The sequence below is a fragment of the Cupriavidus sp. U2 genome (assembly GCF_009663685.2).
Taxonomy (GTDB): domain Bacteria; phylum Pseudomonadota; class Gammaproteobacteria; order Burkholderiales; family Burkholderiaceae; genus Cupriavidus; species Cupriavidus necator_C.
In genome coordinates this window covers 563,622-588,230 of record NZ_RCOG02000002.1, presented here as the reverse complement: position 1 = coordinate 588,230, position 24,609 = coordinate 563,622, and the positions used below count along the sequence as shown (strand labels likewise).

Sequence of the window (24,609 nt, the reverse complement as noted above, 5' to 3'; positions counted from 1 at the left end):
CAATACTCTGAAACGACTGGCCGCCAGGGACTGACGGCAAGGGACGGCGAAGGCAGCGGAAGGGGTCGACCCGGCAAGGCACCCGCGCTCAGCCATTCCTGAGCCAGGTCTTCCACGCCAGCCACAGCTTGCGCATGGGCGTCAGCGCAATGCGCTGGGTCAGCACCTGGAAATCGCTGGCTTCGATCTCGTCAAGCAAGGCATGGTGGATGGCCGCCAGCGCCAGCGCCGCGCGCTGGGCCCGGCGGTCGGCGCGGGGCAGCAGCGCCAGGGCTTCCTGGTACAGCGTGCGGGCCAGCGCAGCCTGTTCGCGCATCAAGGTCACAAACTGCGGGGAATGGCGCGACTGCATGATGTCGGCCACCGGCACCTCGAATCGCTGCAGGGTATCCACGGGAATGTAGACGCGGCCCTGACGGGCGTCGTGGCCCACCTCACGCACGATGCGGATGCGCATCTGCGACAGCCCGAGCTTTTCGGCCGACTCCAGCGTAAGTTCATCGGTAAAGCCCAGCAGCCGTGCCGACAGCTTGCCCAGCGTACCGCCCACAAGCCTGCAGTACCGGCCGAGCGCCCCCTCGTCGAAATAGCGCGACTGGGCTAGGTCCATCTCGGTGCCATCGAGCACCTGGGTCATCTCTGCCTGGGGCAGGCTGGCCACGTAGGGCAGCAGCGCGTGGCTGACGGGATGATTCGGGCTGCCTTCGTACAGGCGGCGCAGTTCGGCGCGCCACCAGTCCAGCCGCTGCAGGGCCACGCCGGCATCATGGTTCTCGTGAACGATGGCATCGAGCTCCAGGCGCCAGGCTTGCAGGGCCGTCAGCGCCCGGCGGCGTTCGGGGGGCAGGAGCAGGCTGCTGTAATGGAAGCTGGAGCCGCTTTTCGCGGCCTTGTCCTGGCAATACTGATCGGGCGTCACGCCAATCTCTTTCTGGTGGGGCGGCGGGGGCGGCGCCAAAGCGGCGAATTGTAACATTGGCCACCTGGAGCGGCCCCGCCGATTGCGTGATGAAAAAGGCCCTTATTGCGTGCCGCGCCGGGAACGTGGCGTTTTGTCGCGGAATACAGCCGTTCGTCATCCGGCGTTTGACGCACTCATGGACGCTCGCTATATTACTGACCGCAAAGTTATTAACTCCCCATGGCCGATTTCCGGAGTTCCGGGAATCGACCGGAACGGCGGCAACGCGCCCGACCCGAGGCGCCAGCGAGACACCATCCGGCCGCAAGGCCGCGCAGTACCGCTGCCGGATTCAGCCCGAGTTTCAGCCGGTTTTTGCTGCACCCCAGCTTCATCTTTCCACCGACTCAAAGACGCTTGTCCATGCCAGTGCCCGTTGCCAGGCCGGAAGTTGCGGCCGCTGAAGTTGATCTCGTTCCCAAGTCGCGCCTGGCCGTACGCCGCCCGGTGCGGCCGGTGCGGGCCCGTGCGGCCGCGGGGCTGCTGGCCATGGTGGGGCTGCTGGCACTGGGCGGATGCGGCAAGCAGGCCGAGCCTGTGGAGGACGTGCGGCCGGTACGCCTGATGCAACTGAGCCCGGCGGCCGGCAAGACCGAGTACGAGTTTTCGGGCGAGGTGCGCCCGCGTATCGAGTCGCGGCTGGGATTCCGGGTGGGCGGCAAGATTGCGGTCCGTCTGGTCGATGTCGGGGCCAGCGTACGCAAGGGGCAGCCGCTGGCCCGGCTTGATCCGACCGACCTGGCATTGGCCGAGTCCGGCGCGCGGGCCCAGTACGATGCGGCCAGAACCGACCGCGACCTGGCCGCCGCCGACCTGAAACGCTACAAGGAACTGGCGGCCAGGAACTTCATCAGCGCGGCGGAGCTGAACCGCCGCCAGGCGACCTTCGATTCGGCCGCATCGCGGCTGGAACAGGCGCAGGCCAGCCTGCGCAACCAGTCGAACCAGACCGGCTACGCGGTGCTGACGGCCGACGCCGACGGCGTGGTGACCGCCATCGACACCGAGGTGGGCCAGGTGGTCACGCCGGGCCAGCCGGTCATCCGTGTGGCGCAGACCGCCGAAAAGGAAGTGGCCATCGGCCTGCCCGAGGATCAGGTCGACATGCTGCGTGGCATCACCGATGTGTCGATCCATACGTGGTCGGACCCCGACCGCACGTTGCCGGGCCGGGTGCGCGAGATTTCGGCGGCCGCCGATCCGGTCACGCGTACCTATCCCACCCGCGTCAGCATTCCCAACCCGCCGGCCGACCTGCGCATCGGCATGACGGCCGTGGTGTCGTTCACCCGGACCGGCGATGCAGCCACGATCCGCGTGCCGCTGACCGCTTTGCTGCAGGACAAGGGCGCCAACCACGTGTGGATCTACCAGCCCGGGCAGGGCGGCAGCGGTACGGTCAAGCCGGTGCCGGTGACGCTGGGCGAGGCGCAGGGCAACCTGATCGAGGTGCGGCAGGGTCTGACGCCGGGTCAGACCATCGTCACGGCCGGCGTCCATCTGCTCAAGCCCGGGCAGAAGGTCAAGCCGATGCAGAGCGTGGCGCCGGCCCAGCCGGCCTCGAACCCCGGCGCGCAGCTGAGCGCCCTTGACCGCCGCCTGGGCTGAGGGCGGCGCATGGAACATTCCCGTTTCAACCTGTCGCGCTGGGCGCTCGAACACCAGCCGCTCACGCGTTACCTGCTGGTCGTGCTGCTGCTGGGCGGCCTGCTGGCGTTCTTCCAGCTTGGCCAGGACGAAGATCCGCCGTTCACGTTCCGCGTGATGGTGGTGCAGGCCTTCTGGCCCGGCGCCACGGCCGAGCAGATTGCCGTGCAGGTCACCGACAAGATCGAGCGGCAACTGCAGGAAGTGCCGTATGCCGACAAGATTCGTAGTTTCTCCAAGCCGGGCGAGACCACGGTGATTTTCCAGCTGGCCGACAATTCGCCGGCCAAGGACACGGCGCAGATCTGGTACACGGTGCGCAAGAAGATCGGCGATATCCAGCAGACCCTGCCGCAGGGCGTGCGCGGGCCGTTCTTCAACGACGAGTTTGGCGACGTTTACGGCTCGATCTACGCGCTGTCAGCCGACGGCTTCAGCTACAAGGAACTGCGCGAATACGCCGACCTGGTGCGGCAGGAACTGCTGCGCATTCCGGCCGTCGCCAAGGTCACGCTGCTGGGGCTGCAGGACGAGAAGATCTTCATCGAGTTCAACCAGGCGCGATTCGCCCAGCTGGGGCTGGACATCAACGCCATCGCCAACCAGATCTCGGAGCAGAACAATCCCACCGGCAGCGGCGTGCTGGTGACGCCCACCGACAACCTGCAGGTGCGCGTCACGGGCCAGCTGGGCGACGTGGAAGACCTGCAGAACCTGGTGCTGCGCGGGCCCAACGGCATCGCCAATATCCGCCTGGGCGACATCGCGCACGTGTACCGTGCCTATGTGGACCCGCCCGTCAGCAAGATGCGCTTCAACGGCAAGGACGTGATCGGGCTGGGCATCTCGATGGAAAAGGGCGGCGACATCATCGCGCTGGGCCAGGAACTGCGCCGCGTGACCGATGGCCTGCGCGGGCAGTTGCCAGTGGGCATCGAGATGGACCAGGTGCAGGACCAGCCGCAGGCCGTCAAGCGCAGCGTGGGCGAATTCGTGCACGTGCTGATCGAGGCCGTGGTGATCGTGCTGGGCGTGAGCTTCGTGGCGCTGGGCCTGCATACCCGGCCGCTGCGCCTGGACGTGCGGCCTGGCCTGGTGGTGGCGCTGACCATCCCGCTGGTGCTGGCCGTGACGTTCCTGTTCATGAACATCTTCGGCATCGGCCTGCACAAGATATCGCTGGGGGCGCTGATCATCGCGCTCGGGCTGCTGGTCGATGACGCCATCATTGCCGTGGAGATGATGGTCCGCAAGCTCGAGGAAGGCTTCTCGAAGATGGAGGCGGCCACCTTTGCCTACACCTCGACGGCCATGCCGATGCTGACCGGCACGCTGATCACGGCGGCGGGATTCCTGCCGGTGGGGCTGGCGCGCTCCACGGTGGGCGAATACACGTTCGCGATCTTTGCGGTGACGTCGCTGGCGCTGGTGCTGTCGTGGCTGGCGGCTGTCTATTTCACGCCGTATCTGGGCTACCTGATCCTGAAGACACGCACGCAGGACGGCGGCCATCACGAGGTGTTCGACACGCCGTTCTACGCGCGCTTCCGGCAACTGGTGAACTGGTGCGTCACGTGGCGCAAGACGGTGATCGCGATCACGCTGGTGGCGTTCGCGCTGGGTCTGCTGGCGTTCAAGTACGTCGAAAAGCAGTTCTTCCCCGATTCGAGCCGCCCGGAGCTGATGGTGGAGCTGTGGATGCCCGAGGGCACCGCCATTGCCGAGACCGAGGCCATGACCAAACGCTTCGAGGCCGCCATGCGCCGCGACAAGGGCGTGCAAAGCGTGACTTCGTTCGTCGGCACCGGCGCGCCGCGTTTCTACCTGCCGCTGGACCAGATCTTTCCGCAGTCGAACGTGGCCCAGGCCATCGTGATGCCGGTCACGGTGGAAGCGCGCGATGCGTTGCGCAAGCGTATCGAGCGCGTGCTGGTCACGGAGTTTCCGCAGTTGCGCGGCCGCGTGAAGCTGCTGCCGAACGGGCCGCCGGTGCAGTATCCGGTGCAGTTCCGCGTGATCGGCCCCGATGCCGGCGGGGTACGCAAGGTGGCAGACCAGGTGCGGGCGATCATGACGGCCAACCCCAACACGGTGGGCGTCAATGACAACTGGAACGAGAACGTCAAGATGCTGCGCCTGGAACTGGACCAAGACAAGGCGCGGGCGCTGGGCGTGACGACCAACGCCATCGCGCGGGCTACCCAGGCCGTGCTGACGGGCGTGCCGGTGGGCCAGTATCGCGACGCCGACAAGCTGATCGACATCATCATGCGCACGCCGCGCAGCGAGCGCGACACGATGTCGGACCTGAACAACGTGCTGGTGCCCACCAGCACCGGGCGCGCCGTGCCGCTGACGCAGGTTGCGCGCGTCACGCTGAAGTCCGAGCCTGGCGTGATCTGGCGCGAGAACCGCGATTTCGGCATCACCGTGCAGTCCGATATCGTCGATGGCATCCAGGGCCCGACCGTCACCGCGCAGATCAATCCCAAGCTGGACCCGATCCGGGCCGCGCTGCCGGCCGGCTACCGGATCACGATCGCCGGTGCCCAGGAGGAAAGCGGCAAGGCCGGCGCGTCGATCGCGGCCCAGCTGCCGCTGTGCATCTTCCTGATCTTCACGCTGCTGATGCTGCAGTTGCACAGCTTCTCGCGCGCGGTGATGGTGTTCCTGACCGGGCCGCTGGGCCTGATTGGCGCCGCCGCCACGCTGCTGCTGCTGCATTCGCCAATGGGGTTTGTCGCGCAGTTGGGCATCACGGCGCTGCTGGGCATGATCATCCGCAATTCGGTGATCCTGGTGGACCAGATCGAGCAGGACATCCGGTCCGGGCTGCCGCCGTGGAACGCCATCGTGGAATCGGCGGTGCGCCGTTTCCGGCCGATTATCCTGACGGCCGCGGCGGCGGTGCTGGCCATGATCCCGCTGTCCCGATCCACGTTCTGGGGGCCGATGGCCGTGGCCATCATGGGCGGGCTGGTGGTGGCCACCGTGCTGACGCTGCTGTTCCTGCCGGCGCTCTATGCCACGTGGTTCCGCATCAAGCCGCCCGAGGACGAGCGCGGAGTGATGGCGGGCTGATCGGGATCGGGGGCGCTGGCCTTACGGCCGGCGCTTCTTCCATTCGTAGTCCGGCGCCGGGTCTGCCGCGCCGGGCTTGCCCACCGAATTCGGGTTTTCCGAACAGAGCGTCACAAAGCTCACCGGCTCGCCCGCGAACTGCCGCCGGCGCAGCGCCTCGGCGAACTGCAGGGCATCCCGCAGTGCGTCGCCCGGGAACGATTGGGCGTGCGGGGCCATGCCCTGGGCAGTGGCCTCGGTCCAGTAGATCATGTACATGGGATGTCTCCGGTGCGGCGTCGCGGCCGAGCCGGCCGCCCGTCGCAAGCTGAAGCCGGCTGCGCGTCAATTGGCCAGTGACTCGGCCAGTTAGCGGGCCAGCAACCCGGCCAGCTACTCTGCCAGTTCGAACACCACGTCCTGCGCGCCTTCCCAGAGCACCTTGGTGCCCAGCGCGCGCAGGTTGTCCTTGCCTTCGACGATGGTCAGGAAGTGGTTGCCGGCCAGCTGGCCCATCTTGCTCGCAAAGCAGCAGCTGCCATAGGCCAGGATGATCTCGGTCTCGCTGTAGCCGCCCGGATAGAACAGGATATCTCCCACCGAAGGATGGCTGGTGTGGTTTTCGAAGCCCACGCCGAGCTTGAATTCGCCCAGCGGAATCCAGCAGCCTTCGCCGCTCCAGCGCACGTGGATCAGCTTCTGCCGGTAGGGCAGCAGCTTCATGAAGGCGGCCACGGTATCGGGGGCGTCCGGGTTCGTCTCGGCGATGAATGTGTGGCCGGCGGCGGTGATGCGGAGTCGGGTCATGGAGTGTTCCTGTTGCGTGTCGGTCCCCGCCGGCACGGGGCGGCGGGGTCCAGTGGAGCGTAGCCTATGCCGGCCCGTCAGACCAGTGCCGTCATCAGCGTCTGCGCCACGGCGATCAGGCTGCGGTCGCTGCCCTTGGGCCCCAGCAGCGAGATGCCCAGCGGCGCCCTGTCCCGCCCCGACAGCGGCAGGCTCAGTTGCGGAAATCCCGACAGTGGCGTCAGGCACAGCGTGTGGGCGGCCGCCGTGCGGTAGTCCTCCAGTACCTCCATTGGCGTGGCGCGCAGGGGGGCGATGTCGGGCATGGTCGGCAGCACCAGGATGCCGTCATGGCCCAGCAGCCGGCCCAGGTGCGCGGTGAACTCGCGGCGCACGGCGCTCGACTGTTCGAACTGGGCCCGCGTCACGCCCTTGCTGAACGCAAAGCGACCGGCGACATCGGGCCCGAGCTGCAACCCGTAGTTTTCGATCAGCGCACCGTCGGCCTGCCAGGCTTCCCAGCCTTGCACGTAGCGGAACGCCCAGTACAGGTCTGACAACGGACGGTCCGCCACGTCCACCGGCGTGGCGCTGCCCAGGATGGCTTCGATGCGCGCCACGGTCGGCGCCAGCGCGGCGCGCGCGGCCGGGGTGGGCAGTTCGAACAGGTCGGACGCCAGCAGCAGCCGGGGCCGGGCCGGCAGCGGATCGCCATCGGCGCCGCACAGGACATCCGCCACCCGGGCGAACGTGGCGATATCGCGGGCAAAGAAGCCGCAGGTATCGAGCGATTCGCAAAGGGGCATGCAGTCCTGCAACGAAATGCGGCCATGCGAGGGCCGGATGCCGAACAGCCCGCAATGGCTGGCCGGCGCGCGCACCGATCCGCCCGTGTCGGTGCCCAGCGCGAAGTCGCAGAGCTGGTGTGACACGGCCGACGCCGATCCCGACGACGACCCGCCGGTGATGCGGTCGGGCGCCGCGCCGTTGTACGGGCCGCCGTAGTGGTAGTTCTGGCCATTCATCGAGAAGGCCAGCTCGTCGGTGTGTACCTTGCCGATGAACCTGGCACCGGCGTCGAGCAGCTTCTGGACGGTGGGCGCCGTGGTGGTCTTGATGCCCGAGCGTGCCAGCACATGCGGATTGCCGCCGCCGGTGGGGTAGCCGGCTACGTCGAACAGGTCCTTGACCGCGAAGGTCAGGCCACGCAGCGGGCCGGTGCCCGCGTTCGGCACGGCGGCATCGGGGTAGGGCAGGAAGGCGCGGGCGGGATGGGTGGCCAGGCTCATGGTGTTCGGTTTCCTTGGTCGAGAAGGTAAGGGGTCATGCCGCGCATTCGCTGGAGGCGCTGGCGGCGGGTTCGGATACCAGCACGCAGCTCACGCGGTGGCCGCCGCCCAGCGATACCGCCGGCGGCACGGCTGACAGGCACTCGGGCCGCGCCTGCGCGCAGCGCGGCGCGAACGTGCAGCCCGGCGGCAGGTTGGCCAGGTCGGGCGGTGCGCCGCCGATCGTCTGCAGGCGCTGGCCGCGGTCCATGCCATGCTGGCGGCTTTGCAGCAGCGCGATGGTGTAGGGATGGCGTGCCTCGCGCATCAGCGTGCGGATCGGACCTTCCTCGACGATACGGCCGCCGTACATCACCGCCACGCGGTCGGCAATCTCCACGGCCGCGCCGATGTCGTGGGTGACGAAGACGATCGACAGGCCCAGTTCGCGCTGCAGTTCGCGCAGCAGGATCAGCACCTGGATCTGCACCGTGGCATCGAGCGCCGTGGTCGGTTCATCGGCCAGCAGGATCTTCGGCTGCGCGGACAGCGCCAGCGCAATCATCGCGCGCTGCCGCATGCCGCCCGACATCTCGTGCGGATAGGCGGGCAGGCGGCGCTCCGGGCTTGGGATCCGCACCGATTCCAGCGCCTTGAGCGCCAGCGCCTGGGCTTCGGCCCGCGATACCTTGCGATGGGTGCGGATGCATTCCACGATCTGCTGGCCCACGGTGTAGACCGGGTCGAGCGCCAGCAGCGGCTCCTGGAACACCATGGCGACGATGCCGCCGCGCAGGCGGGCCAGCGCGCGCTTGTCGAGCTTGAGGACGTCCTGCCCGGCGACGCGGATATCGCCCTGCATCGTCGTGCGGCGGGGCGGATGCAGGCGCATCAGGGCGCGTAGCGTCACGCTCTTGCCCGAGCCCGATTCGCCGATCAGGGCAACCGCTTCGCCCGGCGCGACGTCGAGCGACACGCCATTCACGGCACGGATGGTCTTGCCGCCGCCCGAGAACGTCACCCGCAGGTCACGCACCGAGACGGCCGGCGGGGCCGGGCTGGCGGCGCCGGCGGAGACGGCGGGGCTGGAGGAGGATCTGGTGGAGTCTGTGGACATCGAAATCTCCCGCAATTCAGGGCGTGGCGGCGTGCAGGCCGGGCGTCATGCGGCGCAGCGGCAGCGAATGGCCGCCGTCGGGCATCGCCATCAGGCACGACACCGGGTGGCCGGCCAGCGCATCGGACAGCATTGGCGCGCGGCGTTCGCAAACGGGCTCGGCGCGGGCGCAGCGCGGATGGAAGCTGCAGCCGGACGGCGGGTTGATAGGGTTGGGCGGGTCGCCGGCCAGCGGCGCGGCCTGTGTGCGGTGGTCGGGGTCCATCGACGGCATCGACGCCAGCAACGCGCGCGTGTACGGGTGCGCGGGGTTGGCATAGACCGATTCGGTGTCGCCGATCTCCACGACCTTGCCCAGGTACATGACCATCACGCGGTCGCACAGGTAGCGGATCACGTTGAGGTCGTGGCTGATAAAGACGTAGGTCAGGTCGAATTCGGCCTTGAGGTCCAGCAGCAGGTTCAGCACCTGGGCTTCGACGGATTTGTCCAGCGCGGACACCGCTTCGTCCAGGATGACCAGGCGCGGCCGCAGGGCCAGCGCGCGCGCGATATTCACGCGCTGCCGCTGGCCGCCCGACAGTTCGTGCGGATAGCGGCCGGCAAATCGCTTCGGCTCCAGGCCCACGCGTTCCAGCAGATAGCGCGCCCGCTCGGTGGCTTCCCGGGACGGCACGCCATGCACGCGCGGCGTGAAGGCGATCGATTCCTCGATGGTCAGACGCGGGTTCAGCGACGAATAGCTGTCCTGGAACACCATCTGCACCTGGCTGCGGAAGGCCTTCATCGGCAACTGCGGCGAGCCCACGCCCTGGGCGTCGAAGATCAGTTCGCCGCTGTCGTGCGGCGTCAGCTGCATCAGCAGCCGCGCCGTGGTGGACTTGCCGCATCCGGATTCGCCCACCACGCCCAGCGTTTCGCCCTTGCGCACGTCGAAGCTGACGCCATCGACAGCCCGCACCACGCCTCCGGCGCGGAACGGCACCGCAGATTTCAGCGGGAAATGCTTGACCAGGTCGCGTGCGATCACCAGTGGCTGGGCGGGGCCGCCCACATCGGCGGCGGCACCCGGTACGACGGGATGGGGGGTTGCCAGCATCTCGGCCATGCTCACTCCTTGATTTCCATGGCCGAGCGGATGCCGTCGGCCAGCAGGTTGAACGAGATCGAGGTCAGGAAGATCATCGCGCCGGGCAGCGCCGCCACCCACGGCTGTGTGTAGATGGCCGTGCGCAGCGTGTTGAGCATCAGGCCCCATTCGGGCTCGGGCGGCTTCACACCCAGGCCCAGGAACGACAGGCCGGACGCCAGGATCATCGACACCGAGATCAGACTGGTGGCGTAGACGAAGATCGGCCCCAGCACGTTGTTGAGCACGTGCGCCCGGACGATGGTCAGCGACGAGGCGCCCGAGGCGCGCGCCGCATCGACAAACTCGCGGTTGCGCACCTGGGTGGTCACGCTTTCGGCCACGCGCACGATCTGTGGCACGAACACGATGGTCAGCGACAGCAGCGCGTTGCCCACGCCGGCGCCGAGCGTGCCGGACAGCGCGATGGCCAGCAGCACCGACGGGAACGCGTAGAGGATGTCGGTGAGCCGCATGATGACCGTGTTGGTCCAGCCGCCGGCATAGCCGGCCACGATGCCGATGGCGCTGCCGATCACGAACGCCAGCAGCACGGGCGTGATGCCCATGAACAGCGACAGCCGCGCGCCGAGCATCAGGCGCGACAGCATGTCGCGGCCCAGCTCGTCGGTGCCGAGCGGATAGCCCGCGAAGCCGATCGGCTTGAGCCGCTTGAGAATCGACGATGCGTACGGGTCGGCCGGCATCAGCGCCGGGGCAAACACGGCCATGGCGATCAGCGCCAGCAGGATCAGCGCGGCCAGCATCGCCAGCCTGTTGCGCAGCAGGCGCCGGCCCACGGTGGTCCAGTAGCCGGGGGAGCGTTCCACCGGCAGCGGCGCCACGGCCTTGTTCAGTGTCATTTCCATGGCAGGCTCCTCAGTTCCGTTGGATGCGCGGGTCGAACAGCGTCTGCAGCGCGTCGACCAGCAGGTTCAGCAGCACGAAGAACACGGCCAGGACCAGGATCGTGCCCTGCAGCAGCGGAAAATCGCGCTGGAAGATCGCCGAGTTCAGCAGGAATCCGGTGCCGGGCCACGAGAAGACCGTCTCGATCAGGATCGAGCCGCCCAGCAGATAGCCGAGCTGCAGGCCCATGACCGACAGCGCGGTGGGCGCCACGTTCTTGACCACGTGCCGGAACACGGCGAACTCCGACAGCCCGCGCGCGCGCAGCCCGACGATGAACTCGTTGGACAGGATTTCGGCCACCAGCGCCCGGATCGTGCGGGCGACGATGCCCATCGGGATCACCGACATCGTCACGGCCGGCAGCAGCATGTACTGGATGTGTTCCCAGTCCCACCGCCAGGAGCCCGAGCCATCGGGGCCGGCGCCGGTGGCCGGCAGCCAGCCCAGCAGCACAGAGAACGCGATGACCAGCACCATCCCCAGCCAGTAGTGGGGGATGCTGACGCCCAGCACCGACAGGAACGACGCCACGCGGTCGGGCACCGAATCGCGCAGGTAGCCGGCCACGAAGCCGAACAGGCTGCCGAACGTGAAGCCGATCAGCGTGGCCACGGCGGCCAGCCGGATCGAGTTGATGACCGCGTTCGACACTTCGGCCATCACGGGCCGGTTCGTCGCGATCGACGTCCCCAGGTCGCCATGCAGCGCGCGCGCGAGCCAGTGGAGGAATTGCTCCAGGAACGGCTTGTCGAAGCCGTACAGCGCGGTCAGCTGGCGGCGCAGGTCTTCGGACGCATCGGGCGGCAGCACCGACACGAGCGGATCGCCGGGCGCGATATGAACCAGCGAGAAGCAGAGCAGGGCGACCCCAAGCAGGATCGGCAGCGCATACACGATGCGGCGGAGCAGGTAAGTCATGGTCTGTGGCCGGCTTGTGGGGGTGGCGAGGACGTTTCCATACGGCTCCCCGCTCCCGCGTGCGGGAGAGGGGTGGGGGAGAGGGCGGCAGTTCAAGATTCGACAAGTCGCGTCTGGCCGCCATGCCCTCTCCCCCCGGCCCCTCTCCCATTGACATGGGAGAGGGGAGCAACCGGCAGCATTTGCATGCCGGCTCAATCCATCGACATCGTCGCAATGTCGATGAACCAGCTTTGCGGCTGCACCACGCCCTTGACCTTCTTCGAGATCGCGCGCGGGCCCACGTCGTGGGCGATCAGCACGAACGGCGCTTCCTCGACGATGCGGGCATGCAGCTTGGCCAGCGCGGCGTCACGGTCTTTCTCGCCGAACGACGTACGCGCGGTTTCGATCAGCTTGTCGAACTCGGCATTGCCGAAGTAGCCCCAGTTGTTCGAAACCGGCGGCTGGGTTTTCGTGCTGACGAAGCGGACCATGGCGAAGAACGGGTCCATTGCCGCAAAGCTGACGTTGATGGCGTTGGTGCCGTGCGCGCTCGGGTCCTTGGCGCCGATGCGCCAGTTGGTGAACAGCGTGTTCCATTCGACCACGTCGAAGTCCACGTCGAAGAAGCATTCCTTGAGGTTCTGCTGCACGTATTCGTTCATCGGCAGCGGCTGCATCTGGCCCGAGCCCGATGCCGACACCTGCACCTTGACCTTGACCGGCTTGGCGGCCGAGTAACCCGCCTCGCTCATCAGCTTGCGCGCCGCCGCAGGGTCGTACTTGATGTCGAACTTGGGATTGCCCCACCACGGGTTGCCGGCTTCGACAATGCCCTTGGCCTCGGCCATGTAGCCGCCCAGCAGCGTTTTCAGGCCGGCACGGTTCACGCACAGGTTGGCGGCCTGGCGCACGCGCTTGTCCAGCCACGGCGAATTGGGCGCGAACGACAGCTGCCACGGCCACATGTGCGGCTGGGCGTTGGCGTAGACCTCGAAGCCACGGCTCTTGATCTGCGCGATGGCGTCAGGCGCGGGGGCCTCGATCCAGTCCACCTGGCCCGACAGCAGGGCGGCCGTGCGCGCATTGGCCTCGGGCATCGGCACCATCACGACCTTGTCGAGCTTCGGCGTGCGCTTCGGGTCCCAGTAGCTGGCGTTCCTTGCCAGTTCCAGGCGCTCGCGCGGCACGAATCGCGTCATCCTGAAGGGGCCAGTGCCCGATGCATCGGCGGCAAACGCCACCCATGCCTGCTTGCTGCGCTCGGCCGGGTCGGTCACCGACGCCGGCACGGCGGCCAGCTTCTTCTCCCACTGCGCGGGCGACGCCATGAACAGGTTCGACACGTTATAGGGCACGAACGAATCGGGCTCGGACGTCACCAGTTCCACGGTCAGGTCGTCGATCTTCTTCGCGCTGCGCAGCGTGGGCATGCGCGATGCCGTGACCCCGACCTGGCTCGGATCGAACTGTTTGGCGGTCTTGTCGAGCACCTTGTTGACGTTCCAGACCACGGCGTCGGCGTTGAACGGCGAGCCGTCGTGGAACTTCACCCCGGGACGCAGCTTGAATGTCCACCTGGTCTTGTCCTTGTCGTCGACCTTCCACTCGGTGGCCAGGCCCGGCACCAGCAGGCTCGGGCCGTTGCTCCGGGACAGGTCCCAGGCGGTCAGCGCGTCGTACATCGGAATGCCGGTGAAGCGGTTGCCTTCGAAACCCTGGTCGGGCTGGCCCAGCGTGCGCGGGATATCGGCGGCGGTCATGCCGATGCGCAGTACCTTGTCGGCCATGGCTGCGCCGGGCAGGGCCAGCAGCGACAGGGCGACGGCAGCCGAGGCCGAACGGACGACAGCGGAGAAACCTTTGGCGCGGGGATACGTGGAGAGGGTCACAGGCAGGGCTCCTGATTGGGGGATGGGTTGAACGCTTGTGTTCGGTCTCGAACTAGCAAGTGATGTGCCAGTGCCCATGCACCATCGATGGATTACCGGCACCCGTGGTCTGCTTCTTGCTGGTTCGACGCTCGATGTTCACTCACTGCAGACAACACAGACATGGATTCGCAATTCACTCCCCGCATCAATGGCGCCCGCCTGTGGCAATCGCTGATGGACCTGGGCGCGATCGGCGCCACGCCCCTGGGCGGCGTGTGCCGCATCGCCCTGACCGATGAAGACCGCAAGGGTCGCGACCTGGTGGTGCAGTGGTGCCGCGAGGCCGGGCTCGACGTGCGCGTGGACGAGATCGGCAACGTCTTCGCGCGCCGCGCCGGCACCGACCCCAACGCCCCGGCGGTGGCCACCGGCAGCCACATCGACACCCAGCCATCGGGCGGCAAGTTCGACGGCAACTTCGGCGTGCTGGCCGGGCTGGAGGTCATGCGCACGCTCAATGACCTGGGCATTGCCACGCGCGCCCCGCTGGAAGTGGCGTTCTGGACCAACGAGGAAGGCACGCGCTTCACCCCGGTGATGATGGGGTCTGGGGTGTTCGCCGGGGTATTCGACGGGGCGTTCGCGCGCGCGCAGCAGGACCGCGACGGGGTGAGCGTGGGCGAGGCGCTCGAAGCCATCGGCTACCTGGGGACGCAGCCCGCCGGCCAGGTACCGGGCGGCATGTACGCGGCCTATTTCGAGGCGCATATCGAGCAGGGGCCCGTGCTGGAAGCCGCCGGCCTGCCGATTGGCGTGGTCAGCGGCGCGCTGGGCCAGCAGTGGTACGACGTGACCGTAACCGGCCAGGACGCCCATGCGGGCCCCACGCCGCTGGCGCTGCGCCACGACGCGCTGCTGGCATCGGCGCGCATGATCGAGGCCGTCAACCGCATTGCGCGCGACGAGGCGCCGCATGGGCGCGGCACCGTGGGTTTTGTCGAGGTCAAGCCGAATTCGCGCAACGTGATTCCGGGGCGCGTCGATTTCTCGGTGGACTTCCGCAACCTGTCGCAGGCCGGGCTCGACCGCATGGACGCGGCGATGCGCGCCGCGTTTGCCGGCATCGCGGACGCCGCCGCCGTGACGGTGGCCGTGCGTCAGGTGGTCAAGTTCGAGCCCTGCATCTTCGCGCCCGCGTGCGTGGACAGCGTGCGGCGCGCGGCCGCGTCACTGGGGCTGCCGCATATGGATGTGGTGAGCGGGGCAGGGCATGACGCCGTCTACGTGGCCCAACGCGCGCCCACGGGCATGATCTTCGTGCCGTGCAAGGACGGCATCAGCCATAACGAGCTGGAAGATGCGCTGCCCGAGCATATCGAAGCCGGCGCCAACGTGCTGCTGCAGGCGATGCTGGAGCACGCGCGGTAAGCCTGCCGCCAGCGAAACGGCAGAGTCAGTGGGCGATCGACCGCGAGATCGCCCACGCGCATTCGATCACCAGAGGCCCGAGCTTCTTCTGCGCGTCGGCCATGGTCCAGCGGCTGGCCGGCGGCGATACGTGTACCGCGCCAACGGCCTCGCCACGGCTGTTCACGATGGGCGCCCCCACGCCCATGTCGCCGAGGAACAGCTCCTCCTCATTGCACGCATAGCCCAGGCTGCGGCATGCCACCACCTGCTCGAAGATCGCCTCCACATCGGTCAGCGTGGCCGGCGTCCGCGCCTGCCGCGTGGAGGCTTCGAGCATCGCGCGCACCTGCTCGTCTGGCAACTGGCTCAGGTAGGCCCGGCCCGAGCTCGTGCAGTACATCGGAATCCGCATGCCCACCGGCGTCAGCACCGGCATGTGCTTGGCGGTCATGAGTTGCGCGACGTAGACCATGTCGAGCCCCACGGGCTCGGTCAGGTTGGCCGTTTCGCCGCTGGCATTGGCCAGTTGCGACAGATAGGGGCTGGCAATCGGGATCAGCGCGTCGGCCGCCAGGTAGTTGTAGCCGATCTCCATCACCCTGGGCGTCAGCCGGAAGCGCCGCGTCTGCGGGTGCTTGTCGACGTAGCCGAGCCGTTCCAGCGTATGGACGGTGCGCTGGGCCGAACTCCTTGTCATGCCGGTGAGGGTGGCGATTTCCACCAGGGTCAGCGTGCGATGCACGGCGCTGAACGCGCGCAGGACTTCGAGCCCTTTTTCCAGGGACTGGTTGAAGAGCGGGTCGGGACGGTCGCCGTCGGTGATGGCCATGGGGAGATCCGGATTCGGCACCATCGTCGTGATCCGCTGCACCACGATGGCTGCATATTGCACCAAGATATTGATGTATCGATTATCGATTCATAGCGGACGGCTCATGATAGGCGCAACGGCCGTCACATGGCGCGCTGTCGGGCGATACGTGGTGTTTACCCCTAGGAAATTCCCGGTTGTGTCCAGTGAAATATCACACTAGTATCACAGCAACTTCAAACGAACCGACCGTGACCCTGCCGTGGTGAATCCGATTCGACTGGTTGGCGCCGCCGACCCCGCGCCCGCAGCGCCGACTGCCGCCCAGAGCGGCGCGGCAATGCGCGAGCAGGCCTATACCGAAATCAAGCGCCGCATCATCGCGTGCGAATTCCGTCCGGGCGAACCGCTGAACGAGGCCCAGGTGGCCGCGCTGCTGGGCCTGGGCCGTACGCCCGTCCACCAGGCGCTGCATCGGCTGGAAGTGGAAGGGCTGGTGTCGATCCTGCCGCGCAAGGGCGTGCTGGTGACGCCGCTGTCGCTCAATGAAGTGCTGGACATGATCGAAGTGCGCGCCACCAACGAGGTGCTGTGCGCCACGCTGGCTTGCGAGCGCGGCCACGACAGCGATTTCAAGGCGATGCGCGACATCGTCGACCGCTCTCCCGAACTGGTCGCCCGACGCGACATCCCGGCGCTGGCCGCCCTGGATCTGAAGTTCCACACGGCCATGTCGGCCGCCTCGCGCAACCGCGTCCTGGCCGATCTGCTGCGCGGCCTGCACGAGAAGCAGGCGCGCTTCTGGTTCCTCTCGCTGTCCGATCCGCAGCACCTGGAGAACGTCTACCAGGAGCATCTGGAGATCGTCGACGCCCTGGAGCGGCGCGACGTGCCGGCCGTGCGCGAGGCCATCCGCGAACACATTGACGAATTCCGGAAGAACATCATCCGGACACTCTGACCCGAACTTTTTCCTCGTAACAAGGTAGTACGCAATGCCGACACTGCATCTCCAGGTAGCCGGCGGGGGCGCGCTCGCCCTCGACATCGAACGACTGATCATCGCCGGCTGGACTGGCCGCGACATGGAAGCCGTCCAGCACCATATCGACGAACTGAAGGCCATCGGCGTGAAGCCGCCGGCCACCGTGCCCACGTTCTATCCGCTGGCCGCCCAGTTGCTGACCACCGACGACGTGCTGGAAGTGCCGCGCGACGACTCGTCGGGCGAGACCGAATTCGTGCTGCTGCAGGGCGCCGATGCGCTCTATATCGGCATCGGATCGGACCACACCGACCGCAAGGTCGAGGCGTATGACGTGACGGTGTCCAAGCAGATGTGCGCCAAGCCGATGGGCCGCGACGTGTGGCGATTCGACGAGGTGGCCGATCACTGGGACGCCCTGGAAATGCGCTGCTGGCGCGTGCGCGACGGCCAGCGCGCGCTGTACCAGGAAGGCAAGGTGACGCGCCTGCTGGACCCGCGCGACGTGATCGAACGCCTGACCGGCGAATCGCAGTTGCCGCCCGGCACCGCGATGTTCTGCGGCACCCAGGCCGTGATCGGCGAGATGGGCCACGGCGAGTCGTTCGAAGTGGAACTGCACGACCCCGTGCGCAACCGCAGCCTGCGCCACGCCTATCGCGTGCAAACGCTGGCCGTTGCCGAGTGAGCATCGCCATGACTGCTAGGACCATTGCAGAACTGGCCGCCGCGCTGGCAGCCGGCCGGACCACCAGCGTGGCCCTGACCGAAGACGCGCTGGCCAGGATCGACCGTCATATGCAGGCCGGCGGCGCGGCGTTCATGAGCGTCGACGCCAAAGGCGCGCTGGCACAGGCCCATGCGGCCGACCAGGCCCGCGCCGCCGGCTACGTGGCATCGCCGCTGGCCGGGCTGCCGGTCTCCATCAAGGATTTGTTCGATGTGCGCGGCCAGGTGACGCGTGCCGGCTCGAAGGCACTGGACGGCAGCGCGCCGGCCCAGGCCGACGCCCCCGCCGTGGCGCGGCTGCGCGCCGCTGGCGCCGTGCTGATCGGCCGCACCAACATGAGCGAGTTCGCGTTCTCTGGCCTTGGCCTGAATCCGCACTACGGCACGCCGCGCACGCCGTTCGATCCCGATCGCATCAGTGGCGGTTCGACCTCGGGCGGCGCCGTGAGCGTGGCAGAGCAGATGGCCGTGGCCGCGCTGGGTACCGATACCGGCGGCTCGATCCGCATTCCGTCGGCGTTCTGCGGCCTGACCGGCTTCAAGCCCACCGCGCGCCGCGTGCCGCTGGACGGTGCCGTGCCGCTGTCCACGTCGCTCGACTCGGCCGGCCCGCTTGCCCGCTCGGTGGCGTGCTGCGCGGCGATGGATGCGGTGCTCAGCGGCCAGACGCTGGACACGCGCGCGGCCGATCTGCGCGGCCTGCGCTTCTACGTGACCCGCGACTTCGTGGCCGACGGCCTGGATGCCGAGGTGGCCCTGGCGTTCGAGGCCGCGCTGGCGAAGCTGTCGGCGCAAGGCGCGCAGATCGTGGAATTTGCTTTCCCCGAACTACGCCGCCTGCCCGAGATCAACGCTGCCGGCGGCCTGACCGCGGCCGAAGCGTGGACCTGGCATCGCGAACTGCTGCAAACGAAGGGCGACCAGTACGACCAGCGTGTGGCCCAGCGCATCCGCCGCGGCGAGAAACTGACTGCCACCGACTACATCGTCCTGCTGGCAGAACGCCGCGCCATGCAACAGCGCGCGGCCGAACTGCTGCGCGATGCCGATGCCTGGCTGATGCCCAGCGTGGCCGTGCGTCCGCCGCACCTGGACGCGCTGCAGCGCGACGAGGACTTTTTCGCGATCAACGGCCTGGTGCTGCGCAACCCGAGCGTGATCAATTTCCTCGATGGCTGCGCGGCGTCGCTGCCGATAGGCGAGGGGATCGGGCTGGGCGTCTGCGGCCTGCATGGCAACGATGCCCGCGTGCTGCAGGTGGCCGCCGCCATCGAGCCGATCCTGTCCTGATGTATTACGCGTAACACCGGCCGGATTCCCACGGCCGCCGCAGCAAGCGCCAGCACAGCGCAATGCGAGAGGGCGCCGCCAACGTAGCGGCGCCCCGCCAACCACACCCAAGGAGTAGTCACCGATGTCTTCCGTGATGAGCGGCGCCCCCGGCGCCCTGGAGAACCTGCCGCCCGCGCAACTGGCGCAGCAACGCAACGAGGCGTACCGCAAGATCACCGTGCGCCTGATTCCGTTCCTCGTATTCCTGTTCATCCTGGCCTGGATCGACCGCGTCAACGTGGGCTTCGCCAAGCTGCAGATGCTCCAGGACCTGCAGTTCAGCGAAGCCGTGTACGGGCTGGGCGCGGGGATTTTCTTTATCGGCTACTTCCTGTTCGAGGTGCCGAGCAACCTGCTGCTGGAAAAGATCGGCGCACGCAAGACGCTGGCGCGCATTACGATCCTGTGGGGCCTGGCGTCGATGGCCATGATCTTCGTGAAGACGCCGATGCAGTTCTACACGCTGCGCTTCATGCTGGGCATCTTCGAGGCCGGCTTCTTCCCGGGCGTGGTGCTGTACCTGACCTACTGGTTCCCGGCCGCGCGGCGTGCCCGCATCAACGGCCTGTTCATGACGTCGTTTGCGATCGCAGGCGTGGTCGGCGGCCCGCTGGCCGGTTTCATCATGAGCGCGATGGACGGCGTGGACGGCCTGGCCAACTGGCAATGGCTGTTCGTGATCGAAGGCATTCCTTCGGTGCTGGCCGGTATCGCCGTGCTCATGTACCTGCCGGAAAAGCCCGTCAACGCCAGGTGGCTGTCGCAGCAGGAGCAGGCCATCGTGACGCGCGACATCGAACAGGAAGCCCGCGATCCCGCCAAGCATTCGTCGCTGAAGGGCGCCTTTGCGAACTCGCGCGTCTGGATCTGCGCGGCGATCTATTTCTGCGTGGTGAGCGGCAACGCCACCATCGCGTTCTGGTCCCCGTCGATCATCAAGGAACTGGGCGTGCAAGGCAACCTGCGGATCGGCCTGGTCTCGGCCATCCCGTTCGTGGCAGGCACCATTGCCATGGTGCTCAACGGCATCCACTCGGACCGCACCGGCGAGCGCCGCATGCACTGCGCGCTGGCTACGCTGCTGGCCGCCGTGGGCCTCACGCTGACGGGCTTCTGGCTGCACAGCGCCGTGCTGGCCCTGATCGCGCTGACCGTGGCGTCGGTCGGCATCCTGGCCGCATTCCCGGTGTTCTGGTCGCTGCCCTCGGCTTTCCTGGCCGGCACCGCCGCCGCCGGCGGCATCGCGCTGATCAACTCGATCGGCAACCTGGCCGGATTCGTGGCGCCGTACATGATCGGCTGGTTCAAGACCACTACCGGCCAGCTGGCTTCGGGCCTGTACTTCGTGGCCGCCCTGGAGGCCTGCGCCACGGTCCTGGTGATCGCCTTCATCCGCGCCCGCCAGTAAAGTGGAAAAGTGAAGCGGCATTATCGGCCGGGCGGGCGGGGGGCTGGATTCCCCCGACGCCTTGCGATACAATCCGCATCCTTATTGCGCCGCAGGCTGAAGTTACGCCGGCGGCACGAACCGGATCCCGGCGCGCAATGCGCCAAAGCAAGCCACAAGCAGGAAAAGGCGGGCAGTCCAGCCGCCTTTTTTGCTTTGTGAATGCCCGGTTCCAGGACTGCGAGGGTGGCGAAATTGGTAGACGCACCAGGTTTAGGTCCTGACGCCAGCAATGGTGTAGGGGTTCGAGTCCCCTCCCTCGCACCAACCTACCTTTTTGTTGCGTAATCGCAACTTTTACACTCTGCGCCATTTGGTGGCACTAGACGCCGGAAAGTCAGGGCCAGCTACACGCACCATAGTGCGTTCCCCTCGCGCGCACGTACCAATGGCTTGTCGAGCTTGGCTTTCTGCACCGAGCAAAAGCCGCGCCCAGCGCGAACAGGCGAGACCTCGGTGCTGTACGCAGGCTCTCGTCTATTTTTCAAATCACTCAAGGATTAACCGCCGATTAACCAGTGTGGGGATACCCACATGTGCCCGGCGGGCCAGGCAACTCAGGGGCCGCGGCGACCCTATACTTCGGCCCCATAGAGCTGACTATCTCCAGCGCAGTCGAAAGCAGCCATGAATCCATTTGACGCCAGCCTGTTGCACGCGCTAAACCACTTTGCGTTCCGCTCGGAACTGTTCGATCGGCTGGCCATGGCGACCACGCAGTTCTACCTGCTGCGCGGCGTGCCGCTCATCGCTATCCTCTGGTGGCTGTGGTTCCATGAGTCGGACCCCGCCCGGCGCGACAGGAACCGGGAGATCATCATTGCGACCGTATTGGCGGGGCTGTGCGCGTTGCTGATTGGCCGTCTCCTCGCCCATTGGGTGCCGTTCCGCCTCCGGCCCTTCGCCAATCCGCAGCTCGGCCTGCACTTCCCTATGTCGTCCGAGGACCGGATCAGAACGTGGAGCGCCTTTCCCAGCGACCACGCCATGCTTTGGTTCGCCATTGCCACGGGCATCTGGGTGGCTTCGAAGCGGCTGGGCATTGTGGCACTGCTCTACACGCTGGTATTCATCTGCCTGTCGCGGGTGTACGTGGGCCTGCACCATCCGACCGACGTATTGGGTGGCGGCGTCATCGGGATTGTCGTCTGCCTGGTAATGACGCGCCCCTTCTGTCGCCGGCTCCTCGCCGAGCCATTCCTGGTCTTGTCCCGACGATTCGAAGCCACGTTCTACGTTTGTATGTTTCTGCTCAGCTTCGGGCTTGCGACACATTTCGACGAGGCGCTGATGATCGGCTCAGGCGTCCTCAAGACCCTCCGCAGCGACCACGAACGGCCACCGGCCTCCTCAGCCAGCGCTCGGTTCTAGACAACGCCGATCGATGCCCTGAAAACGCAATGCGCGGGAAACGCAGCATCGTAGATCATCAGCCGGCCACTGCTGCCTCAAAAGGCCCCAAGCACCTCAACAAGTGCGCCGCGATGGCTCACCCGAGGGGTTGGTGAATTCGGGTGCCGTCGCCCCATGCCGCCGCACCACGATGATGACCAAGGCAATCATCACGGCCGGGAGAATGTTCAGGTATTGGTGAAGGTACGCCGAGAGGACTGCTTGTGCTGGCGCCAGCCAGGCTGCGCCGATGACAATCCATTCCATGCGTCCCAGCGCCACGGTCCGGTGGTCACGAACGAGAAAGACAAGCGGCAAGATCAGCCACACCAGGTCGTAGAACATGATGTAGGGCTGCACCAGCAACGTGGCGATAATGAGCGAGGCTGCGCGAAGTTCGAATCTGGCCCGCCGCATCCACAGGTAAGCCATCGCAAGCACTGCAGGTGCCGCGACAACGCCGTGCAACAGATAAGAAGCATTGACTGACAAGCCGGCACTGCGGCCAAGCGCGAAGGCGGTTGGCATACCCGGCCACATCATGATGCCACCTTGCTCTACCGCCAGCGTGCTGAATTGCGGCAGGAATTCTGCAAATGCCAGCCAGGCATCCACGCCGAACGCCACAAGGCTAGCCCCGACGATTGCGAGGGTGCAGAGTGCGGAGACGCCAAACGTCTTCCATTGTCTGCCGCAGATCAGGGCCAAAGGAAACAGGACGCCAAACTGCGGTTTGATGGCAAGTATGGCGATGCACGCTCCGGCAAGAGCGGTTTCAACCTCGATCATGGCCAGTGCAGCACCAGCGGCCGCGACCGTGAACAGGGAGTTCTGCCCCAGCCCGATCGCAATGGCGACGCCGGGGAATGCCAGCACCAGCGGCAAATATGCGCGGTCGATCCCGCGGCAGAGTCGCGCGAGCACGGCCCCATAGGCCAGCAATCCCAGTATGGAGTAAATGGACAGGGCAATACCAAACGGCAGCCGTCCGAACGGCAAGACTGCCAGCAGAAAAGTCGGCGGATAGGGCCAGGGGGAATAGTTGTCGAGCCCCAGCGCGAGCTCCATCGGCAGCATCCACTGCGGCGAAAAGACGTAGGCGGCCCCATGCGCCATGGCCACCCTTGCCGCTGACCAGAAAATCGCGAAGTCGATACCAACCATCGGAGACGAGTGGTCTTCCAGGATGTAGAACCGGAAGATCCATATCCCCAGTGCAAGGATCTGGATGGCGAGAGCCGCCAAGGCGTAGACCGTCACGCGGCGCGTGGCCGGGCGCTCGTTATTCGTCGACGGCATAGGCTCCCTACGGGATGGCTCGTTTGCCGAGTCTACTTCCCTGAACTCCGCGCACACACCGCCCAGTAGGGGGAAGTGTTTTCCCTCACCAACCGGGGCCTAGGACGGAAACTGGCGACGCGCGATGAATCGGGCCCACCGACGGCGCAAACTTGTACGTTGAAAGTGCGCCACTCGGCTCTTTATCCCACCGGGGGTTCAGGGTCGGATGCCGCCGGATGTCGATCGTCCGGCGCGGATCGCGCGAAAACTGAGTGCCATCCCTATCGCGATGCCCAGCACATCGACCAGCAGGTCAGCCCAGGACGACGTGCGATAGGGCGTCAACGACTGAAGAACCTCGATTGCCGCGCCGTAAGCCGTCAGGGCCAGGGCCAGCTGCCAGATCCGCCCGGGCCAGGCGCGGAGGCCCAGTACGGCCAGTGTGCCGAACGCCAGCAGGTGATTGGTCTTGTCCCAGCCCGTGGTTGGTTGCGCCATATCCGGCGGCAACAGCGACAGCACCAGCACCGCCAGTGCGCAGATCGAGAAGAGCCAGCGATAGTAGGTTGGTGTCAGGCGTGTCACGGCAATCTCGGCGGTCCGGGCATCTGCGGGAATCTGTCATCATCGCGCGCCCGATCGCGTTCATCTGTGTGCTGCGGCACAGAAGGCCCCGCGCCCGCACCGTCAGCTGTCCAGCGATTCCAGGGTGAAGCCGGCGCCGGCGTCCTGCCCTAGCAATTCCACGAGTTTTGGCATCGCTTCCTGCAGTGCAGCCTTCAACGTCCAGGGCGGATTGACGACGAACATGCCGCTGCCATGCAGACCCAGGCCGCCTTCCACCGGATGCTTGACGGTCAGCGTCACATGCAGCCAACTCTTGAGCGGCAGCCGCTTCAGTTGCGCTGGCAACTGGACAGACTCGCGCCGCTGCACTTCGGGATACCAGATCGCATAAACGCCATTGGCGAACCGTTCCAGCCCGGCCTTGAGTGTGTCAACCGTGCGCGCATAGTCCTGCTTGTCTTCATACGACGGATCGATCAGCACCAGCGCGCGGCGCGGTGGCGGCGGCAGGATGGCCTTGATGCCGTTGAAGCCGTCGCCGTCGTAGAGCATGACCTTGCGGCCGGCGCCGCGGAAGTTGTCGCGGAGCACCTGGATCTCGGTGCTATGAAGCTCGAACAGCCGCAAACGGTCGGCATCGCGCAACATCTGCCAGGCCAGCCAGGGCGACCCCGGGTAGTGCTTGAGATTGCCATCCTGGTTCAGCGCGCGAACCTGCTCGAGATAAGCGTCGAGCAGTTCAGGCAAGGCCTGGCCGCTGGCCGCGGCCCGCCAGAGCGGCCCCACACCGGTTTCGAATTCCGACTTCTTCTGGGCGTAGGCGTGATCCAGTGCGTACAGGCCGGCCCCGGCGTGCGTGTCGACGTACCAGAACGGTTTGTCCTTCTGCGTCAGATAGTCCAGCAACTGGACGACAACGGCGTGCTTGAGGACATCGGCGTGATTGCCGGCGTGAAAGGCGTGACGATAACTGAGCATGGCAAGGCGGGATGACGGCGCGC

The 24,609-nt window shown here is 66.6% G+C and carries 21 protein-coding genes and 1 tRNA gene; 9 read left to right on the top strand and 13 right to left on the bottom strand.

Annotated features, from left to right (window positions below):
* Positions 1 to 88 precede the first annotated feature (88 nt).
* The gene (gene hpnD / locus D9X30_RS04225) at positions 89 to 919 is read right to left on the bottom strand and encodes a presqualene diphosphate synthase HpnD (RefSeq protein ID WP_249640878.1); all 831 of its coding nucleotides are present in this window, start codon (positions 917 to 919) and stop codon (positions 89 to 91) included.
* A gap of 531 nt (positions 920 to 1,450) precedes the next feature.
* On the opposite strand from hpnD, the gene D9X30_RS04220 reads away from it, so the two are divergent.
* Entirely contained in the window at positions 1,451 to 2,569 is a 1,119-nt protein-coding gene (locus D9X30_RS04220) for an efflux RND transporter periplasmic adaptor subunit (protein WP_502799609.1), read from the top strand.
* A gap of 9 nt (positions 2,570 to 2,578) precedes the next feature.
* Positions 2,579 to 5,689, top strand: coding sequence for an efflux RND transporter permease subunit (locus tag D9X30_RS04215; protein ID WP_153948140.1), 3,111 nt, complete (start codon positions 2,579 to 2,581; stop codon positions 5,687 to 5,689).
* Positions 5,690 to 5,710: 21 nt separating this feature from the next.
* On the opposite strand, the gene D9X30_RS04210 is transcribed toward D9X30_RS04215, so the two are convergent.
* The 8 genes from D9X30_RS04210 to D9X30_RS04175 all read right to left on the bottom strand — a co-directional run bounded on the left by D9X30_RS04210 (position 5,711) and on the right by D9X30_RS04175 (position 13,570).
* Positions 5,711 to 5,947: a hypothetical protein gene (locus D9X30_RS04210; protein WP_153948141.1), complete on the bottom strand. Its 237-nt coding sequence runs from the start codon at positions 5,945 to 5,947 to the stop codon at positions 5,711 to 5,713.
* 114 nt (positions 5,948 to 6,061) lie between these two features.
* Entirely contained in the window at positions 6,062 to 6,475 is a 414-nt protein-coding gene (locus tag D9X30_RS04205) for a DUF3830 family protein (protein WP_153948142.1), read from the bottom strand.
* 77 nt (positions 6,476 to 6,552) lie between these two features.
* Positions 6,553 to 7,743 (bottom strand): amidase, encoded by a 1,191-nt coding sequence (locus D9X30_RS04200; protein ID WP_153948143.1) that lies wholly within the window; start codon positions 7,741 to 7,743, stop codon positions 6,553 to 6,555.
* Between the two features lie 34 nt (positions 7,744 to 7,777).
* On the bottom strand, positions 7,778 to 8,839 hold the full coding sequence (locus D9X30_RS04195) for an ABC transporter ATP-binding protein (RefSeq protein WP_153948144.1): 1,062 nt from the start codon (positions 8,837 to 8,839) through the stop codon (positions 7,778 to 7,780).
* 16 nt (positions 8,840 to 8,855) lie between these two features.
* The gene (locus D9X30_RS04190; RefSeq protein WP_153948253.1) at positions 8,856 to 9,938 is read right to left on the bottom strand and encodes an ABC transporter ATP-binding protein; all 1,083 of its coding nucleotides are present in this window, start codon (positions 9,936 to 9,938) and stop codon (positions 8,856 to 8,858) included.
* An 11-nt stretch (positions 9,939 to 9,949) separates the two neighbouring features.
* A complete protein-coding gene (locus D9X30_RS04185) occupies positions 9,950 to 10,837 on the bottom strand; it encodes an ABC transporter permease (RefSeq protein WP_153948145.1) in 888 nt (295 codons plus the stop codon).
* 10 nt (positions 10,838 to 10,847) lie between these two features.
* Positions 10,848 to 11,798 (bottom strand): ABC transporter permease, encoded by a 951-nt coding sequence (locus tag D9X30_RS04180; RefSeq protein WP_153948146.1) that lies wholly within the window; start codon positions 11,796 to 11,798, stop codon positions 10,848 to 10,850.
* Between the two features lie 194 nt (positions 11,799 to 11,992).
* On the bottom strand, positions 11,993 to 13,570 hold the full coding sequence (locus D9X30_RS04175; RefSeq protein WP_228770943.1) for an ABC transporter substrate-binding protein: 1,578 nt from the start codon (positions 13,568 to 13,570) through the stop codon (positions 11,993 to 11,995).
* A 264-nt stretch (positions 13,571 to 13,834) separates the two neighbouring features.
* On the opposite strand from D9X30_RS04175, the gene D9X30_RS04170 reads away from it, so the two are divergent.
* Positions 13,835 to 15,082: a Zn-dependent hydrolase gene (locus D9X30_RS04170; RefSeq protein ID WP_153948147.1), complete on the top strand. Its 1,248-nt coding sequence runs from the start codon at positions 13,835 to 13,837 to the stop codon at positions 15,080 to 15,082.
* 25 nt (positions 15,083 to 15,107) lie between these two features.
* On the opposite strand, the gene D9X30_RS04165 is transcribed toward D9X30_RS04170, so the two are convergent.
* Entirely contained in the window at positions 15,108 to 15,893 is a 786-nt protein-coding gene (locus D9X30_RS04165) for an IclR family transcriptional regulator (protein ID WP_153948255.1), read from the bottom strand.
* A 244-nt stretch (positions 15,894 to 16,137) separates the two neighbouring features.
* On the opposite strand from D9X30_RS04165, the gene D9X30_RS04160 reads away from it, so the two are divergent.
* The 6 genes from D9X30_RS04160 (at position 16,138) to D9X30_RS04135 (ending at position 21,739) form a co-directional block, all read left to right on the top strand.
* A complete protein-coding gene (locus tag D9X30_RS04160; protein ID WP_249640877.1) occupies positions 16,138 to 16,836 on the top strand; it encodes a GntR family transcriptional regulator in 699 nt (232 codons plus the stop codon).
* 34 nt (positions 16,837 to 16,870) lie between these two features.
* Positions 16,871 to 17,548 (top strand): DUF2848 domain-containing protein, encoded by a 678-nt coding sequence (locus tag D9X30_RS04155; protein WP_153948148.1) that lies wholly within the window; start codon positions 16,871 to 16,873, stop codon positions 17,546 to 17,548.
* Between the two features lie 8 nt (positions 17,549 to 17,556).
* Complete coding sequence (locus D9X30_RS04150; RefSeq protein ID WP_153948149.1) at positions 17,557 to 18,879, top strand: amidase; 1,323 nt, start codon at positions 17,557 to 17,559, stop codon at positions 18,877 to 18,879.
* A 124-nt stretch (positions 18,880 to 19,003) separates the two neighbouring features.
* Complete coding sequence (locus D9X30_RS04145; protein ID WP_153948150.1) at positions 19,004 to 20,329, top strand: MFS transporter; 1,326 nt, start codon at positions 19,004 to 19,006, stop codon at positions 20,327 to 20,329.
* A gap of 219 nt (positions 20,330 to 20,548) precedes the next feature.
* Positions 20,549 to 20,635, top strand: a tRNA-Leu gene (locus D9X30_RS04140).
* Between the two features lie 360 nt (positions 20,636 to 20,995).
* Positions 20,996 to 21,739 carry a phosphatase PAP2 family protein gene (locus D9X30_RS04135; RefSeq protein ID WP_153948151.1) on the top strand — a complete coding sequence of 248 codons (744 nt, stop codon included), beginning with the start codon at positions 20,996 to 20,998 and terminating at the stop codon, positions 21,737 to 21,739.
* A 96-nt stretch (positions 21,740 to 21,835) separates the two neighbouring features.
* Here D9X30_RS04135 and D9X30_RS04130 read toward each other — a convergent pair whose 3' ends face one another.
* The 3 genes from D9X30_RS04130 to D9X30_RS04120 form a co-directional block, all read right to left on the bottom strand.
* Positions 21,836 to 23,059 carry a glycosyltransferase family 87 protein gene (locus D9X30_RS04130; RefSeq protein WP_153948152.1) on the bottom strand — a complete coding sequence of 408 codons (1,224 nt, stop codon included), beginning with the start codon at positions 23,057 to 23,059 and terminating at the stop codon, positions 21,836 to 21,838.
* Between the two features lie 198 nt (positions 23,060 to 23,257).
* On the bottom strand, positions 23,258 to 23,626 hold the full coding sequence (locus D9X30_RS04125) for a VanZ family protein (protein ID WP_249640876.1): 369 nt from the start codon (positions 23,624 to 23,626) through the stop codon (positions 23,258 to 23,260).
* A 102-nt stretch (positions 23,627 to 23,728) separates the two neighbouring features.
* A complete protein-coding gene (locus D9X30_RS04120; RefSeq protein ID WP_153948153.1) occupies positions 23,729 to 24,586 on the bottom strand; it encodes a 23S rRNA (adenine(2030)-N(6))-methyltransferase RlmJ in 858 nt (285 codons plus the stop codon).
* Between the last annotated feature and the right edge of the window lie 23 nt (positions 24,587 to 24,609).